The 17,047-nt window shown below is 64.5% G+C and carries 12 protein-coding genes and 1 pseudogene; 3 read left to right on the top strand and 10 right to left on the bottom strand.

Going from position 1 to position 17,047, the window contains the following annotated elements; translation table 11 throughout:
* Window positions 1-54: 54 nt before the first annotated feature.
* From P8014_RS13855 to P8014_RS13880, 6 genes are all read right to left on the bottom strand, one after another.
* Window positions 55-1,905, bottom strand: a complete 1,851-nt coding sequence (locus P8014_RS13855; protein WP_337817918.1) for a diguanylate cyclase — start codon at window positions 1,903-1,905, stop codon at window positions 55-57.
* Window positions 1,906-2,069: 164 nt separating this feature from the next.
* Complete coding sequence (locus P8014_RS13860) at window positions 2,070-2,861, bottom strand: FCD domain-containing protein (RefSeq protein WP_337817919.1); 792 nt, start codon at window positions 2,859-2,861, stop codon at window positions 2,070-2,072.
* A gap of 9 nt (window positions 2,862-2,870) precedes the next feature.
* Window positions 2,871-3,839, bottom strand: a complete 969-nt coding sequence (locus tag P8014_RS13865) for an oligopeptide/dipeptide ABC transporter ATP-binding protein (protein WP_337817920.1) — start codon at window positions 3,837-3,839, stop codon at window positions 2,871-2,873.
* Between the two features lie 283 nt (window positions 3,840-4,122).
* Entirely contained in the window at window positions 4,123-6,030 is a 1,908-nt protein-coding gene (locus P8014_RS13870) for a dipeptide/oligopeptide/nickel ABC transporter permease/ATP-binding protein (protein WP_337817921.1), read from the bottom strand.
* The gene (locus P8014_RS13875) at window positions 6,027-6,974 is read right to left on the bottom strand and encodes an ABC transporter permease (RefSeq protein ID WP_337817922.1); all 948 of its coding nucleotides are present in this window, start codon (window positions 6,972-6,974) and stop codon (window positions 6,027-6,029) included. The genes P8014_RS13870 and P8014_RS13875 overlap by 4 nt, the downstream gene beginning before the upstream one ends.
* Window positions 6,975-7,068: 94 nt before the next feature.
* Complete coding sequence (locus P8014_RS13880; protein ID WP_337817923.1) at window positions 7,069-8,640, bottom strand: ABC transporter substrate-binding protein; 1,572 nt, start codon at window positions 8,638-8,640, stop codon at window positions 7,069-7,071.
* Window positions 8,641-8,793: 153 nt separating this feature from the next.
* Between P8014_RS13880 and P8014_RS13885 the strand changes: the two genes are divergently transcribed.
* A complete protein-coding gene (locus tag P8014_RS13885) occupies window positions 8,794-9,450 on the top strand; it encodes a DUF1028 domain-containing protein (protein ID WP_337817924.1) in 657 nt (218 codons plus the stop codon).
* A 14-nt stretch (window positions 9,451-9,464) separates the two neighbouring features.
* Window positions 9,465-10,700, top strand: a complete 1,236-nt coding sequence (locus tag P8014_RS13890) for a M20 family metallo-hydrolase (RefSeq protein ID WP_337817925.1) — start codon at window positions 9,465-9,467, stop codon at window positions 10,698-10,700.
* 3 nt (window positions 10,701-10,703) lie between these two features.
* Here the strand turns inward: P8014_RS13890 and P8014_RS13895 are convergent, their stop codons facing one another.
* The 4 genes from P8014_RS13895 to P8014_RS13910 form a co-directional block, all read right to left on the bottom strand.
* Entirely contained in the window at window positions 10,704-11,780 is a 1,077-nt protein-coding gene (locus tag P8014_RS13895; protein WP_337817926.1) for an osmoprotectant NAGGN system M42 family peptidase, read from the bottom strand.
* Window positions 11,781-11,914: 134 nt separating this feature from the next.
* Window positions 11,915-12,466 carry a CBS domain-containing protein gene (locus tag P8014_RS13900; protein ID WP_337817927.1) on the bottom strand — a complete coding sequence of 184 codons (552 nt, stop codon included), beginning with the start codon at window positions 12,464-12,466 and terminating at the stop codon, window positions 11,915-11,917.
* A gap of 85 nt (window positions 12,467-12,551) precedes the next feature.
* Window positions 12,552-13,481: a zinc metalloprotease HtpX gene (locus P8014_RS13905; protein WP_337817928.1), complete on the bottom strand. Its 930-nt coding sequence runs from the start codon at window positions 13,479-13,481 to the stop codon at window positions 12,552-12,554.
* A gap of 268 nt (window positions 13,482-13,749) precedes the next feature.
* A complete protein-coding gene (locus P8014_RS13910) occupies window positions 13,750-15,564 on the bottom strand; it encodes a PucR family transcriptional regulator ligand-binding domain-containing protein (RefSeq protein ID WP_337817929.1) in 1,815 nt (604 codons plus the stop codon).
* Here P8014_RS13910 and P8014_RS13915 point away from each other — a divergent pair.
* Window positions 15,563-17,017: pseudogene (locus P8014_RS13915) on the top strand (aspartate aminotransferase family protein); the annotation flags it as partial. The gene P8014_RS13910 and the pseudogene P8014_RS13915 sit on opposite strands and share 2 nt — an antisense overlap.
* Window positions 17,018-17,047: the final 30 nt, after the last annotated feature.

The raw sequence follows: 17,047 nt of genomic DNA on the forward strand, positions 1-17,047 counted from the left end.
CTGTTTTGGCTGTTGGTCGGCCTGGGCGCCTGGACGGCGCTCAAGTGAGAGGACCTATCTGGGCGCGAGCGGGTCAGTCGTCGGCGCGGAATCTTCGATTCCGGTGAAGAACTGGCAACGCCGTTCCCCGGACTTCTTGGCGCGGTACATCGCCATGTCACTGTGTTTGATCAGGGTTTCGAAGTCGGCGCCGTCGCGGGGATAGACGGTGATGCCGATACTGGCGTCGATCTGCATTTCCGAACCCTGGACCTGAAAGGGTGCTGACAGGGCCTCTCCTATCTTGTCGGCTGCTGATATGGCATCGGCATCGGCCGAAACTTCGTTCAGCAGAATGATGAATTCGTCGCCGCCTTGTCTGCCGACTGTATCCTCCTCCCGCAGGCAGTCGGTCAGACGCTGTGCGACCTCCTTGAGCAACTGATCGCCGGCATCGTGACCGAGCGAGTCGTTGACCTGCTTGAATTTGTCCAGGTCGACGAACATGACTGCGAATCGCGAGAGTGTCCGTTGGGCGCGGACGATGGCTTGTTCGATCCGGTCCTGGGTGAGGCGGCGGTTCGGCAGGCCGGTGAGCACGTCGTGGTGAGCCAGGTGAGCGATCCTTTCTTCGCTGGTCTTGCGTTCCGAAATGTCGTACACGATCCCGATGAACCTGCGCTGTCTATTGAGATCGAGTTGGGAGACCCTTAGCTCCATGGGGAATAGCGTGCCGTCCTGACGCTGTGCCACAACTTCGCGGGGGCCGCAGAGGAGCCGTGCATCGCTGGTCTTCAGGTAGTGCCGCAGGTATTGGTCATGCTGCCCGCGGTGCGGTTCGGGCATCAGCAGGGACACGTTGCGCCCGATGACTTCCCCGCTGCGATAGCCGAATATGCGTTCCGCGCCGGGGTTGAACAGTTCGACCGTCCCGTCGGCCGAGATGCTCAGGATGCCCTCGTCGACACTGTCCACCACCATGCGCATGCGTTTTTCGCTGGCGCGCAGCCGGTCGTTGGCCCGGCGTGTTTCTTCCTCGGAGCGCACCAGTTCGGTGATCAGCGGATTGAGCAGCCAGCGCAGGGAAAACAGCGCCAGGACGAGCAGCAACAACAGCAGAGGCAGCAGGTACAGAAACTGGCGCCAGATCGGCGCGTACAGTTCGGAACGGTCGACTTTCAGAACCATGCCGAGTCCGAGGTCGCTCACCGGCATGAATACGGCGACCACGTTCTGCTCGCGGTAATCGTGCGTGAGGGTGGCGCCGCTCTCGCCCCGCAGCGCAAAGCCCATGGGCCGCGGCGCACTGCCCGCTGGACGCGGCGGAAACTCCAAAGCGTGGTCAGAGCGTGTCGAGGGGAAACAACGCATGCCGCCGCCGGGCAGCGCGGCGCACATGGCAAGCTCGGCGGTTTTGCTCAAGTGTGCGTTGGCTGAGAACATGCGGCTGAGCAGCGGTAGTGGATGTTCGGTTGCTATCCGTCCGATCTGCGTGCCGTTGCTGCGGATGGCGATTGTCGTGCGCAGGTAGTAGCCGTTCTTGAACAGCAGGTCGTTGCGTTTACCCAGTTTGAGGCGGATCTGTTGGATGGGCTGGCTGATGGGGCTGCCCACGCTTGCGAGTTGGCGTCCGTTCTTGCCGTACAGCGCAACCCTCGAAAAGCCGTTGGCGAGGAGTGCATGTGTTTCGCGTTGCAGCGCTGCGAGTGCTCGGGCGTCATCGGGATGTGCGTTCAGGATGTAGATCTGATTGATCAGGAAAGGATGGCCGGCAAACGCCGCCGTTTTGCCGGCGCTGCTCCTGATCTCGTTGTTCGCATCGCTGACGTGGTTTCCTAGCGCGACCTGCAGATTGGAAATCATCTGCTGCTGGGCGTGATTCTTTATGATGAGGAACACGATGACGCCGATCAGGGCGGTGACCATGATCAATACAAGCCGTGCGATCAGAAGAATTCTGTGTTGTTTATAGCTCGATCGTTGCATGTTTGAGGCCCTGCCCCTGCGAGCCGAAAACTTATAATTGGTAATGTCCGCTATTTCGGCGTTGACGGAATGGCACTCTGTGCCGATTCACGTTCCTTGCCGTTTCAGCGCAGGAATTGGCGCAACACTTCGGCCTCCTGGGTTTCCATGAGGTCCCGCGCAAAGCACATGTGTTCGTGCATGAGGTTTCTGGCGCCGTGGGCATCGTTTTCACGCAGAGCTTCCAGCAGCTTGAGCTGGTAGCTGTGCCCGCCGGCGCGCAGTTTGGGTTGCGGCCGTTCGTAGATGCGATGGCAGATCGTCAGTTCCTTGAGCAGGCGGATCAGGAACCGGCAGGAGAAGGCTAACACCGGATTGGGACACAGTTCTGTCAAGGTTTCGTGAAACGCCAGCTCGGCGAAGCGCTGTTCGCGTTCCTCGCCGGGCGACTGCGGCGGATGGTCGTAGCGGGTCATCAGGCGCTGCAGCTGGTCGATGTCCTGCTGCGTGATCACGCCTACGAGACTGGCGGCCAGCTCGGGTTCGAGCTGGATGCGCAGTGCGTAGATGTCGTGAATGGTGAGGTTCTTGAAAAAGAAATAGTTGCCCAGCAGCTCGGTGGCGCGCTCCAGCGAGACGTCCTTGACGTAGGCGCCTCCGCGCGGACCGGTGCGGATGCTCACGAGATCCTGCGCCTCGAGTAGCTTGAGAGCTTCGCGCACGGTGCCGCGGCTGGCCTTGAACAGTTCGATGAGTTCCTTTTCCTGGGGTAGGCGGTCGCCGGGCTGCAGGGCGTGTTCCGCGATCCAGTCCTTGAGCGCTTCGGCGAGCTGGCGCGGTCGGTTGCGCCCGCGCGCAGAGGTGGCGCCGCGGGCGTTCGTGCCGACGCGTTTTTTCTCTCCAGGCGGGGCTTTCAATCGTCTGCCTCAGAGCGGGTGGAAACAGGCAACGGAGTGGGTGTCGCCATGTCGGGTTAGTGGAGGAATCTGTGCCTGGCACTGCGAGTCGGCGTGCGGACAACGCGGGGCGAAGGGGCAGCCGGGCGGTGGATTGAGCGGATCGGGCAGTTCGGCTGCAGTCTGGCTCCGGATGGCGCGTGATTTGGCAATACTCGGTGCGCTGTCGAGCAGCAATCGAGTATACGGATGGTGCGGCTGAGCGAATACCTGCTCGGCGTTGCTGATCTCGATGATGTGACCGAAATACATGACGGCGATGCGTTCGCTGATTGCCTCGACCACGGCCAGATCGTGGCTGATGAACAGATAGGTCAGGTCGAACTCGCGGCGTAGTTCGCGCAGCAGGTTGAGCACCTGGGCCTGCACCGACACGTCCAGGGCCGACACCGGCTCGTCGAGTACCAGGATGCGTGCGTCGGCGGCCAGCGCCCGGGCGATGCCGATGCGCTGGGCCTGGCCGCCGGAGAACTCGTGGGGATAGCGTTCGAGGAACTCGGGGCGCAGATTGACCGCGTCCATCAGTTCGGCGATGCGCTTGGTGCGGGCCGGTTTGTCCAGTCCGTGCAGATGGATCAGCGGCGCCTCGAGGATCTCGCGGATGGTCTTGCGCGGATTGAGCGAGCTGAGCGGATCCTGGAATACGTATTGGATCATGCGCCCGGCGGCGCGCGTGCCTTTGCGCTTGAGCGCGGCCATGTCGCGGCCTTCGACGGTGATACTGCCGGAGGTGGGCAGGCTCAGGCCGACCAGCATGCGGGCCAGGGTGGATTTGCCGCAGCCGGATTCGCCGACGATGCCCAGCGTTTCGCCGGGTTGCACGGCGAATTCGACGTTCTGCACGGCATGCACCTGCGGTTTTGGCTTGCGCAGCAGGGTGTGGCCGCCGCCGAAGGTTTTGTGGACTTTGTCGACTTGCAGGATCGGAGCTTCGTTCATGCTGTCTGCCCGTTGGGCGAGCACGCTTTGGGTTGGGCGGCCTCGTTTCGCAGGCTGGCGGCGTTTGGATTTTTCTCGACTGGCAGGCGCAGGCGTGCGAGCGACTTTCTTCGTGCATTCAAAGACAGGGGGGCGGGCACGTTGCCGCGTGTAGACGAAATCACCATTCGCCATTTCGCGCTTGAAACTCTGCGCGAGTGCCGAAAATCCGAAACCAACCTGCGTTTGCTCACGGCGTCCCGCCTCCAGAACTTGTCGTAAGATGCTGTGCCGGCGCGATAAATCACACTTGCCTCTCGCCCCGCAACGGATGCAGGCACCGCACGCTATGCGCCGGAGCAATGTCGCGTTCCTCGATGATACGCTCGAGACACGCATCGGTCGCCCGATCGCAGCGTGCCGCGAAGGCGCAGCCGGCCGGCATGGCATCCCCGGCGGGCGGCAGGCCGGGGATGGCGCTCATTTCGCGCCGGCCGCTGCCGAGCATCGGCACGCAGTCGATCAGCCGGGCGGTATAGGGGTGCGCAGGATGTGCGAGCAGCTCGGCAGTGCGGCCCTGCTCGACGATGCGGCCGCCGTACATGACGGCGACGCGGTCGGCAATCTGTGAGAGTACGCCGAAGTCGTGGGTGATGAACAGCAGCGAGGTGCTACGCTCGCGGCGGATTTCGTCGAGCAGGGCGAGGATCTGCGCCTGCACGGTGACATCCAGCGCGGTGGTCGGTTCGTCGGCCACGATGAGCGCTGGCTCGTTGGCCAGCGCCATGGCGATGCCGACGCGTTGGTGCATGCCGCCGGAGAGTTCGTGCGGATAGGCGCGGGCGCGCTGCGCGGCGTTGGGAATGTGGACGAGATCGAGCAGTTCGACCACGCGCTGCCAGGCCTGTGCGTGCGTCAGCGGGCGGTGCGCGCGGATCGCCTCGACGATTTGCTCGCCGATCGGGTGCAGCGGGTGCAACGTGGACAGCGGGTTCTGGAAGACGTAGGCGATTTCCTTGCCGCGGATGCGGCGCAACTGCTCGGCGTTGAGGCCGAGCACGTCCTGTCCGTTGTAACGCACGGCACCGCCGACGATGCGCCCGGGCGGCGAGGCGACCAGGCCCGTCAGCGATAGTGCGGTGACGGATTTGCCGGAGCCGGATTCGCCGATCAGGCCCAGGCATTCGCCGGGCGCGATGCGAAAGGATACGTCGTTGACGGCTTGTGAGACACGCGTGCCGGCCTGGAATTCGGTGCGTAGGCGATCGACGTCCAGCAGCGCTTCGTCCCCGACTTGTGATGCGCTGGGGATGTCCTTGCGGTCGATTTCGGTGACCGGTGCCGGGCGGGCCAGCGCGCCGGAGCGCAGGCGCGGGTCGAGCGCATCGCGAATGCCGTCGCCGAGCAGATTCACGCTCATCACCAGCAGGAAGATCATCACGCCGGGCACGATCGACACGTTGGGCGCGACCATCAGCAGCTTGCGCCCTTCGCCGAGCATGGAACCGAGGTCGGCTTGCGGCGGCTGCGAGCCCAGGCCAAGGAAGCTCAGGCCGGCGGTCTCGAGGATCATCCAGCCGATGGTGGTGGACATCGTGATGATGATCACCGGCATGACGTTGGGCAGCACCTCGCTGAGCAGGATGCGCAGGTCGGTCTTGCCGGTCAGGCGTGCGGCGTCGATGTACTCCAGGTGCACGATGCCGACGGTGATGCCGCGGATGTTGCGCGCAAAGAACGGGATGTTGACCAGCGCCACGGCGTACATGGCGTTCATCAGACCGGGCCCCAGCACGGCGACGATGGACAGTGCGAGCAGGATGTAGGGGAAGGCCATGAGCATGTCGATGCCGCGCATCATCAGGTTGTCGGCGCGCCCGCCCGCGTAGCCGGCGATGATGCCGATGGCCGAGCCGATCACCGCGGCGAATAGCGTGGCGGCGATGCCGACGGCGATGCTAAGGCGCGTGCCCCACAGCAGGCGCGAGAGCATGTCGCGGCCGAGCTGGTCGGTGCCGAGCAGATGTCCCGGGCTGAGCGCGGGCAGCAGGGAGTTGCCGAGATTGGTGGCGTCGGGCGGCTGCAGCGGCAGGATGGGCGTGAGCAGCACGAGCGCGCCAACCGCGAGCAGTATCAGGGCGCCGAAGGCGGCCAGGCGGTTGCGCGCGACACGCCTCCATGTGGCGAACAGCGAGGAGGCGACAGTGCTCATGCGCGCACCCGCGGGTCGAGCGCGTTCTGCAGGATGTCGGCGGCGAGGTTGAACAGCACATAGCTGCTTGCCACCACGAGTACGCCGCCCTGCACCAGCAGGATGTCGCGGCTTTCGATGGCCTGAACCAGCATGCGGCCGATGCCTGGCCATTGGAACACGGTTTCGATATATACAGCGCCGCCGAGCACGAAGCCGGCTTGTACGCCGATGACGGGTATGACGTTGATCAGCGCCGCCTTGAAGGCGTGACGGTAGACCACGCGGCCTTCGCTCAGGCCGTTGGCGCGGGCGGTGCGGATGTAGTCTTGACGCAGCACTTCGAGCATGTTGGAGCGCGTCAGGCGGGCGATGACGGTGGTGGCGCCGACCGCCAGCGTGAATGCCGGCAGGATGAGGTGGCGCAGCAGGTCGAGCGGGCCGCCGCCGCCATAGACCTCGAACATGCCGCTGGTGGGCAGCCAGTGCAGGTCGACGGCGAAGACCAGAATCAGGATCAGACCGAGCCAGAACGAGGGTAGCGAGATGCCGGTCAGGATCAGCAGCGTGACGATGCGATCGGTCCAGCTGTACTGGCGGATCGCGGATACGACGCCGGCGAGCAGACCCCAGGTAGTGCACAGGATCAACGCAGCGATGGCCAGGATCAGCGTGTTGCCGAAGCGCTGCATGACCACGTCGAGCACCGGGCGGTTGAGTGTGTACGAATAGCCGAGGTCGCCGTGAAGAACGTTACCCAGCCAGATGAAGTACTGCATCGGCAGCGGCTGGTTGAGACCGAGTTCGGCGTTCAGTTTGGCGACGTTCTGCGGCGTCGCATAGGCACCGAGCATGGCGGTGGCCTGGTTGCCCGGGATCAGGTGCATGATGATGAAGATCACCAGGGACAGGCCGAGCAATACCGGGATCACTGCAAGCAGGCGCTTGCCGATATAGCCGTACATAGAGAAGTCTCCGCCTGACCGGCGTAAAAGGAAACGTATCCTTCAGCGCGCACAGTAAAAGAGGGGCCGCGAACGGCCCCTCGAACAGTGATGATTACTGCTTCTTGACGTCGTGCAACAGCAGGAAGAACGAGGGCTGCAGTTTGAAGTCCTTGACGCCGGCGCTGGTGACCGCGTTCTGCTTCCAGTTGGCGACGAAGATCCATGGCGCATCATTGTGCACGATGACCTGCATCTTCTTGTACAGCTCAGCGCGCTTGGCCTGGTCGCGGGTGGCGCGGGCCTCTTCTAGCAGCTTGTCCACTTCCGGGTTTGAGTAGTAGCCGGAGTTGAAGCCGCCCTTGCTCGGCCAGGCCTGCGTGCGCAGCGCCAGGAAGGGCAGAGTGTCGGGCGAGTTGGTCATCCATGCCATCTCGGCCATGCCGACGTTGCCCTTGAGGCCAGCGTTGACCTTGGACAGGAAGGTGTTCCATTCGAAGGTTTCGATTTTCACCTTGATGCCGACCTTGGCCAGATCGGCCTGGATCGCGGTGCCCATTTCGACCGGCGAGAGCATGCCGGAGCCGCCTTGCGTCACGTAGAAAGCGGTCGAGAAACCGTTCGGGTAGCCTGCTTCGGCCAGCAGTTTCTTGGCCTTGGCCGGATCATACGGGTACGGCTGCAGCTTCTTGTTGTAGGCCCACGCAAAGGCCGGCGGCGTGGGGCCGTTGGCAACCTCGGCGGTACCCTTGAGCACATCCTTGACGATCGCTTCCTTGTTGACCGCGTAGTTCATCGCCTGGCGCACCAGCTTGCTCTTCAGTGGGCCGTCCTTCTCGTTGAGGATCACGAACCAGACGTGCGGGCCGACCTGCTGGTAGACCTTGAAGTTCGCGTTGTGGTCGAACAGCTTCAAGGAATTCGGCGGCACGCCGAACATGATGTTGATTCCGCCGGAAAGCAGTTCGGACACGCGCGTGTTGGTGTCGGTGATCGGACGGAAGATAACCGTCTTCAGCGAAGGTTTGCCGCCCCAGTAGTCGGGGTTACGCTTGAGCACCAGCTTGTTGTTGCGGTCCCATTCGACGAACTCGAACGGACCGGTGCCGACCGGATGGCTGCCGTAGTTCTTGCCGTACTTCTTCACGGCGGTCGGCGACACCATCAGGCCGGTCGGGTAGGCGAGGTTGGAGAGGAACGGTGCGTAGGGTTTCTTGAGCGTGAACCTCACCTTGTACGGACCGAGCACCGTCACCTTCTTTACGTCGCCGAAGAAGAAGGCCAGCGGGAACGGGCCAGTGTCGTGATAGGGGTTGTTCTTATCCAGCATGCGGTCGAAGTTGAACTTCACTGCCTCGGCGTTGAACGGCGTGCCGTCCTGGAATTTGACGTTCTTGCGCAGGTCGAAGGTATAGGTCAGGCCGTTGGTGCTGATCGTCCAGCTCTTGGCTAGTGCCGGCGCAACCTGTAGCGTGCCGCTCTTGTACTGGGTCAAGCCGTTGTAGATGTTTTCCAGGATGCGGAAATCGGTTACCGCGGTATCGACGGCAGGATCCAGCGATTTGGGCTCGGCGCTCTGGCCCACGATCAGCACGCCGGGAGGCGTCGCAGCGCGTGCGGTAAGGATTCCCGAGAGTGCGCCGAGCGCCACCAGAGCAGTCGCGGCACGTAGTATCGGATGACGCATGGTGTTTCTCCTGTTTCCCTGCCCGCCGTCCCCGGTGCGGCGAATGCGTTCCGATTTAATCATCCCATACGTGCCGATGACAAACATTTATCATGATAAATTGCATCGCAGAATTTCCCGCCTTCGACAGGAACCGGCCTGCCAGGGAGTGCCATGACTTTTTCATTGATCGCTCGCGATCCCGCCACCGGCGAGCTGGGTGCAGCCGTCGCCACGGGAGGGCCGTGCGTGGGGGGGTATGTGCTGCACCTGCAGCCAGGCGTGGGCGCCATCGCTACGCAGGGTTACCGGACCAACACGCTTTACGGCACGCGCGGCTTGCGTTTGCTGGAAGAGGGCGCCGACGCGCAGCAGGCCGTCACAGAGCTGACCGGGCACGACAGCGGACGCGCGTATCGGCAGCTGATCGTGCTTGATAGCCGCGGCGGCACCGCCGGTTGGACGGGCGATTCGAACACCGACGACAAGTTGCATGTGTGCGAGAACGATCTCGCTCTGGCGGGCAATCTGCTGCATTCGACAGCGCTGCTTCCTGCTATGCGTGAGACTTTTCTGGCAAGCCGCGGCCTGCTGATCGAGCGATTGCTCAAGGCGCTCGCGGTTAGTCGCGAGCTGGGCGGAGACAGTCGCGGCGAGTGGTCGGCGGCGGCGCGGGTGGTGTCGATGGACCGTGCCCCGGTGGATCTGCGCGTCGACTCCGACGCCGACCCCGTGGCGCGGCTGTTCGAGATTTACGAGCATGTGCTGGCGGCGGACTTCCAGACCTTTTTGCGCGGTATCCCCGTGCCCAACGCGCCCGAGCGCCACTGATGCGGAGGCGGGGAATGAACGCACTGGGCGAGGAGATTCTGCAGCGGTTGGACCAGGCAGCCGCCTGTTCGGAGCCTGGGGCGGGCGTGACGCGGTTCAGCTTCACGGCCGAGCACCGCGCGGTCGGTGCGCTGATCGAGGGGTGGATGCAGCGCGCCGGCCTGGAGACGCACTGGGACGATGCCGGCAATCTGGTCGGGCGCCTGGAGGGCGAAGGCAGCGACCACCGTACGCTCATCTTCGGCTCGCATCAGGACAGCGTGCGCAGCGGCGGGCGCTACGACGGCATGCTGGGCATCGTGCTGCCGCTGGTCTGTCTGGAGGCACTTCGAGAGCAGGGGGCGGCGCTGCCCTATCCGGTCGAGGTGATCGCTTTTTCCGACGAGGAGGGCGGACGCTTCACCACCTCGCTGGTGGGCAGCAAGGCGGTTGCCGGTGGTTTCGATGCGGAAGTATTGGCGATGGAGGACGCCGACGGCGTCAGCCTCGAGCGGGCTCTGCGTGAGTTCGGCGCGGACCCGGGCGGCATCCCCGCGCTGGCGCGAAGGCCGGAAGACGTGCGGGCTTTCGTCGAGGTGCACATCGAGCAGGGACCCGTCCTGGAAACCGCCGGGCAGGCGGTGGGCGTGGTGACCGCCCTGACCGGCATCGAACGTCATCGCCTGATGTTGAAGGGCAAGGCCTCGCATGCCGGAACGACGCCGATGGAGAGCCGGCGCGATGCACTGGTGGGAGCGGCCGGCATCGTGCTGGAACTGGACCGTGTGTGCCGCGAAACGCACGATTGCGTGGGCGTGGTCGGTGAGCTGGAAGTGGTGCCCAACGTGGTCAACGTCATTCCCGCGCAGGTCCGCCTGACCCTGGAGCTGCGTTCGCCCGAAGATGCGATCCGGGTGGATGCCCGCAAACGCATTCTCGGCGAGGCGAGGCGCATTGCGGAGGCGCACGGCCTAGGCCTCGATGATGCGCTGGTCTACGAGCAGTCGGCGGTTTCCTGTGCACCCTGGCTGATCGGCGAACTGGGCGAGGCGGTGGCGGACGCGACCGGGGAGCGTCCCCGCGAACTGTTCAGCGGGGCCGGTCACGATGGGCTGGCGATGGCGGGGTTGACCGATATCGGCATGCTGTTCGTACGCACGCCGGACGGTCTCAGTCACCACCCCGACGAGGCACTGGCCGCCGAGGACGCCGGTGTGGCCGCGTCCGTGGTGCTGAGTCTGCTGCGACGTTTCGCTGCGGCTTGCCGATAGAGTTCAGCCGAACGTCAGCGGCGGCGTCTGCACATAGACGCTGAGCAGAGCGATCAGCGATTCAAGCGCATCCCAGTGGATGCGCTCATAGCCGTGCGAGGCGTCGATGCCGAAGCACACGAGCGCCGTGCGCACGTCGTTGCCGGCTTCCAGCGCGGTGGCGTTGTCGGAGCGGTAGTAGCGGAACACGTCGCGCTGGAAGGCGATGGAGTGCGTTTTACACAGGCCCTGCAGGTGGCGGGTGAGGTGATAGTCGAAGGGGCCGGTCATGTCGGCCATGGCCAGGGTCGCGCCGAATTCGCGCGAGTTCTGCCCCGGTGCGTTGGTGCCGTTGTCGACGCTGACCAGTTCCGCCACGCTGGGTGGCAGTACGGCCGAGGCGCCGGCGCCGACTTCTTCAGTGATGGTGAAGATCACGTGGCAGCTCACAGGCAGCATCAAGCCGCTGTCTCGTTTAGCAGCCTGGACCGCTTGCACCATGCCCAGCAGCACCGCCACGCCGGCCTTGTCGTCGAGGTGGCGGGAGTTGATATAGCCGTTGTCGTTGATTTCCAGGTTGGTGTCCACGGCGATGAAGTCGCCGACCTGGATGCCGGCGCGGCGCAGGTCGGCGGCATTCTCGAGCTGCGCGTCGACGCGTAGCTCGACGTGGTCCCAGGAGCAGGGCTGATCGTCGATCTCGGGCCCGAAGGTATGGCCCGAGGCCTTCGGCGGCAGGATGTTGCCGCGCAAGCTGGCGCCACCGTCGGTGAATAGCGTCACGCGGGCCCCTTCCGCGAAGCGCGCATTCCAGTGCCCGATCGGCGCGATGCGCAGCCGCCCGTTGGGCTTGAGTTCCTTGACCATGGCGCCAAGCGTGTCCAGATGCGCTGCCAGTGCCCGGTCGGGAGTGGGCCACTCGCCCTGCAGTGTGGCGCGCACGGCCCCGCGGCGGGTCAGCTCGAACGGCACCTGAAGGCGCTCGAGTTCCTCGCACACCAAGGCCACGACGCGGTCCGTATAGCCGGAGGGACTGGGCGTGTTAAGCAGGCGGGTGAGGATGTCGAGTACGTAGGACTTGTCGAGAGCTAGCGGTTTCATGAGCCGGGGTCGCGGTGCGGGCGTGGAAATGCGCGGACGGGCCGGCGGTCGGAGTGACGGTGAAGCCGGCAACGGCGCACCTTACCCCAAAACCTCCCGTCTGAGAACGGCGCGCGGATCGCGCAGCGCCCGGTTCAGTCCTTCTCGGGCTGGTCGGCCGGATCCTTCTTGTTGGCGGCATCTTTCTTGGCCGGGCGCTTGGTGGCTTTGCGGGCGGTGTTCTTCTGCCCGGCGCGTTTGGTGCCTGACGTCTTGCCGGTGGCCGGTGTCGCGCGGGTGAGCATGGCGATGTCGATCAGGCCGGCGGCGAGTAGTTCCAGGATATCGTCGGCGGCAAGCAGGCCCACGAATGCACCCTCGACATCGGTGACCGGCAGGCGGCGCTGGTTGCGTTCGCGCATGCGTTCGACCACTGCCCAGACGGCCTCATCCTCGCGCGCGCAATCCTCGAGTGGCTGCATAAGGTCGGCGGCGGTGACGGTCTTGGGATCCTTGCCTCGCGCCAGTACCTCCATGACCAGGGCGGATTCACCGAGCAGGCCGAGCGGTTTGTGCTTGCCGTCCTGCTCGCCGATCACCACCAAGGTCCCGGTGCGGTGCTTGCGCATTAGTTTGGCGGCATCCAGCGCGCTGGCATCGGCGGCGATGCTGGCTGCGTCGCGCTTGCAATATTGGCTGACGGACATGAGTTTGCTCGGCCCTGTGCGTAGGACGCGTAGTGTAACGGGGAGCGAGCCGTTTGGTACATGCGCAATTGGCGCAGTTGCGCGTTTAGTGCCAGAAACCACTCAACCAGCGTCGTCGCGGACGATGTTCGGCGCGTGGCCAGCCGGGATGCAGGGAGTGGCGAGGGTTTGGTCCGCCGTAGGGTGCGCTATGCGCCAGCTCCTGCAGGCGGGCAATGCGCTGCTCGGTAACCGGATGGCTTCGCAGCAGCGATGGTTCGCTGCGCATGCGTGCGCGCCGGCCGGGCGCCGCCGGCTGTTGGGTTTCCAGGCGGATCAGCGCCTGTGCCAGCCCCTCGGGGTCGGCGGTCAGCTCGACGGCGCCCAGATCGGCGCTGAACTCGCGGCTGCGTGACAGTCCGAGTTGCAACAGGATGCTGAGCCACGGCGCGGCAAGCAGCAGCAGTATGGCCGGCCAGGGTACATGGGCCTCGTCGAGCAGCAGCAGGGGAAGATTGAGCAACAACAGAATCTGACCGAACAGGGAAAGCGTACGGGTGATCTGCCCCAGGACATCGGCCAGGGTCATGACCCACACATCGTTATGCCGGATATGGCTGAGTTCGTGCGCTAGCACGCAGGCCAGTTCTCGCGAAGACAACTTGTGCAGAAGGCCATCGCTCAGGCCGATGGCAGCGTCGCGGCGGCGGCCGATGGAGAATGCGTTGAGCACCGGCGTCGGTATGTAGTAAATCTCCGGGACATGCTCCAGCCCGGCTCGTTCTGCGAGTTCGTCGCGCAGATGGAACAGGCCGGGGGCGTCGATGGGCTGCATGCGACGTGCGCCGTAAAGCCTCAGAATCCAACGTGGCGAGACACGGGAGGCGCCGATCAGCAGTATTAGTCCACCGAATACGATACCCGGCATCAGCTGAGGCCCGCTGAGCAAAGCAGCCAGCAGCGCGAGCAGGCCGAGCAAGCCGCCGAACATCAGGGCGGAGTGGAGGCCGTTGCGGAGGCGATGGGATAGAGGCATGGCCCGGTATTGCTGGCGATTGGATGGTTCGTTCTATCTAAGTATGGGCGTGTGGTGGGATGTCCAGTGGGCTGTTGATCGGTATAGGGTTGTCTTGTGCGGGAAAGCGGCGTACTTGCTGTCCGTGGCGGTCGGTTTCGGACGCGAATCAGTGTGTGGGATTTGATTTGAATCAGTGACGCGCTCGAAACAAGTTTCAGCGTTAGAAAGAGGGAGGAGGGCTGTAGCCCGAGGCTCGCCGCACTCCCCCCAACCACGGATAACCCCTTCAGGTGCCACTCCCTAGATCCGCATCCATCTCATCCTGTTGTGGCGCACGAATACTCGTCGGCAGACCCAGGCGATGGCGGCAGGCGGCCTCCTGGACCTTGTAGGCGATCAGCGCCGCCTGCAGCTCGAAGCGCTGGTGCGAATTGGTCAGCTCGTGGCCGGTCTCGCGTTCTATCTTCTGCAGTCGGTACTTGAGCGTATGGCGGTGGATGTATAGCGCCTCGGCGGTGAACTTCAGATTCATGTTGTTCCATAGCAGCATGTCCAACGTCTTCAGCAACTGCGGCTTGTCCAGCAGCGGCGCCAGCACGTCGCGGAAATAGGCGGACAGATCCATGCCTTGCTGCTGCATGTCGATGAACAGGCGGTAGGGGGCAAGCTCGGCGAAGGCCGCCACACCGGCGTATTCGTGCAGCACGCTGCCGAAGCGGGCTGCAACGTAGGCCTCGCGGGTGCTGTCCGACAATCGCTCCAGCTCGCCTTTGGACTCGCCGAGGCCGATGCGCACGGCCTGCGGTCCGCTGACGTTGGCTGCGGCTTCGCACATCAGGCGGCGCAGATCGTCGTCCACGTCATGCTCGATCAGCACCAGCGTCGCTCCCAGACCCTGCTTGGCGAAGAACTTCACGTTGCGCAGAGCCAGCGACTGCTCGATGGCATGCCAGGCGGGTGGGCCGTGTTCGGCCGATTCGCTCTCGACTTCCACCACCGCGACCGTATGCAGCCGGTTTTCGTCGATGCCCAGCGCCGCCGCGCGTTCGAGCTGGGCCGGCAGGTGGTTCGGGTTGCCGCGCAGCAGCTCGGCCAGGAAGTCGGCTTTCAGGCGCTGCTCGGCGTCGGACACGGCCTGACGCTTGATCAGCTCGAGCGCGCACACCTTGCAGGCATGGTCCAGGGCGAGCAGGTCGAAGTCGGTGAGCGAACCGGACTTGGCCAGCAGCAGGTAGCCGAGGATTTCGCGGTTGTCGGTGATCGGGGCGATGGCGGCGTCGGCCGGTAGCATGCCGCAGCCCGAGGCGTGTTCGGCGCCCTCGTCCGGGTCGCGGTCCAGGGCCGAGCGCATATCCGTCTCCAACGCTGCCTCGGCGGCGTCGATCACCAGCGGAGCGAGTTCCGGGCTTTCCGCGTCCGTGGCGGGAGGTTCGAAGTGCAGGCGTATGGTCTGGCGGTGCTCCAGCAGTTCACGTCGCTGCTGTGTGTTGCCGAGCAACGCATTCATGACGAAGCGGCGAAAATCCGGGGCCGCGGCGTCGCCGTCCGAGTGCGCTTGCCGGGTCTCGACGCGCCACTTGGCGTTGTAGACCTGGATGCAGGCGTGGGTGAGCAGGCCCAACTCCTGCGCCAGCGCGTCCAGCCCCGCGCCGGACAGCGCCAGGTGGATCAGCTTCTGGTGGACGTTCTCGGAGTACGCCAGGGCATGGAACTGCTCATTGACGACCTGTTCGAGCAGCTCGCGGGTGACCATGGAGAAGTTCAGCTGCGAGGGCAGCTCGAAGACCGGCAGTCCCAGCTTGTCGGCCAGCTCGATCAGCGGCTGCGGAATGGCGGCGAGGTAGAAACCGGTCTGGATCGCCACGCCGGACAGCCCCTGCGCGGCGAAGCCTTCGAGCAGACGCCGGCCCAGGTCGGGATCGGCCTCCCAGCCGTAGGCGGTGGTGATCAGGAACTCGCCTTCCTGCAGGCGCGAGACGTCCTCGATGACCTCCACGATGGTCACCCAGCGGATCTGCCGGTCCAGACCGGTCGAGCCGGCGACGAGCCGGGCCTGCTGCATGACGGACAGCTTCATCGCGTCGGCGACGGTCAAGCTCATGGGTTGCGTCCTTCCACTGACTGCGGCGGGCAGCTGTACACAATGTACAAAAGAGCCCGGCGTTTATGGCGCTCGGCGGAGAATAGTTGAAGCTTCGTCCGGAATATATCATGAAATCTTTCGCGGTCCGCCCCGGCCGCCCCGCCAGTGCCCCAGGGAGGGTTCTCACGTGACCGAAAATACGCGTCTTATTAAGCCCTTGATCGACGGAGACTATCCCGAGATTTCGCATGGCGAGGGCGTGTATCTGTACGACGTGCACGGCAAGCGTTACCTGGACGGCAGCGCCGGCGCGGTCACCGCCTCAATCGGCCACGGTGTACAGGAAGTGCTCGATGCCATGGCCGAGCAGGCCGGCAAGGTCGCCTTCGTCTACCGCTCGCATTTCACCAGCCGCGCCGCCGAGGAACTGTGCGAGCGCCTGGCCGAGCTCTCGCCGGGCGACGTGAACTGGACCTTCCTGGTCAATAGCGGCTCCGAGGCGACGGAGACCGCGATGAAGGTCGCCATCCAGTACTGGCAGGAGGCCGGCCGCCCGCAGAAGAGCCGGGTGCTGTCGCGCTGGATGAGCTACCACGGCATCACCATGGGCGCGCTGTCCATGTCCGGCCACGTCATCCGCCGCCGCCGCTTCGTCTCGCAGCTGGATGACCTGCCCGTGGCACGCACGCCGTATCCCTACCGCAGCCCCTACGCCGGTACGCCGCAGGAGCAGGCCGAGCGCTATGCCGACGAGCTGGAAACGGCTATCGCCCGCCTCGGCGCCGAGAACGTCGCGGCGTTCATCGCCGAACCGATTGTGGGCGCTACCGGCGGCGCCGTGGTGCCGCCCGACGGTTACTTCCAGCGCATCCGCGAGATCTGCGACAAGCACGAGGTTCTGCTGATCGCCGACGAGGTCATGACCGGCATCGCGCGCACCGGACGGATGTTCGCCATGGAGCACTGGGGCGTGGCGCCGGACATGATCACCCTGGGCAAGGGCATCGGCGCGGGCTACACGCCGATCGCCGCGACCATGGTCAGCGAGCGCGTGATCGACGTCATCCGCCGCGGCTCCGGCTCGATCATGGGCGGGCACACGCTGAGCGCCAACCCGCTGTCCGCCGCAACCGCGCTGGCGGTGCTGGACTACGTGCAGAAGAACGATCTGGTCGAGCGCAGTGCGCGGTTGGGGCAAGTCCTGTCCGACAAACTCAAGGCCGTGGCCGAGACTTCCACCATCGTCGGCGACGTGCGTGGACTCGGGCTGATGATCGGCATCGAGTTCGTGCAGGACAAGGCCACCAAGCGGCCTTTCCCGCTGGCGATCAACGTCACCGGCAAGATCATCCGCAAGGCCTTCGACAACAGCCTGCTGATCTACCCCGCGCAGGGCGGTCTCGACGGCCAGGCCGGCGACGCCGTCATCATCTCCCCGCCGCTGACCATCGACGAAGCGCAGATCGACGAACTGGTCGAGCGGGGCGCAGGGCATTTGCCG

The sequence above is a fragment of the Acidihalobacter sp. genome, from assembly GCF_037381185.1.
Lineage (GTDB): Bacteria > Pseudomonadota > Gammaproteobacteria > DSM-5130 > Acidihalobacteraceae > Acidihalobacter_A.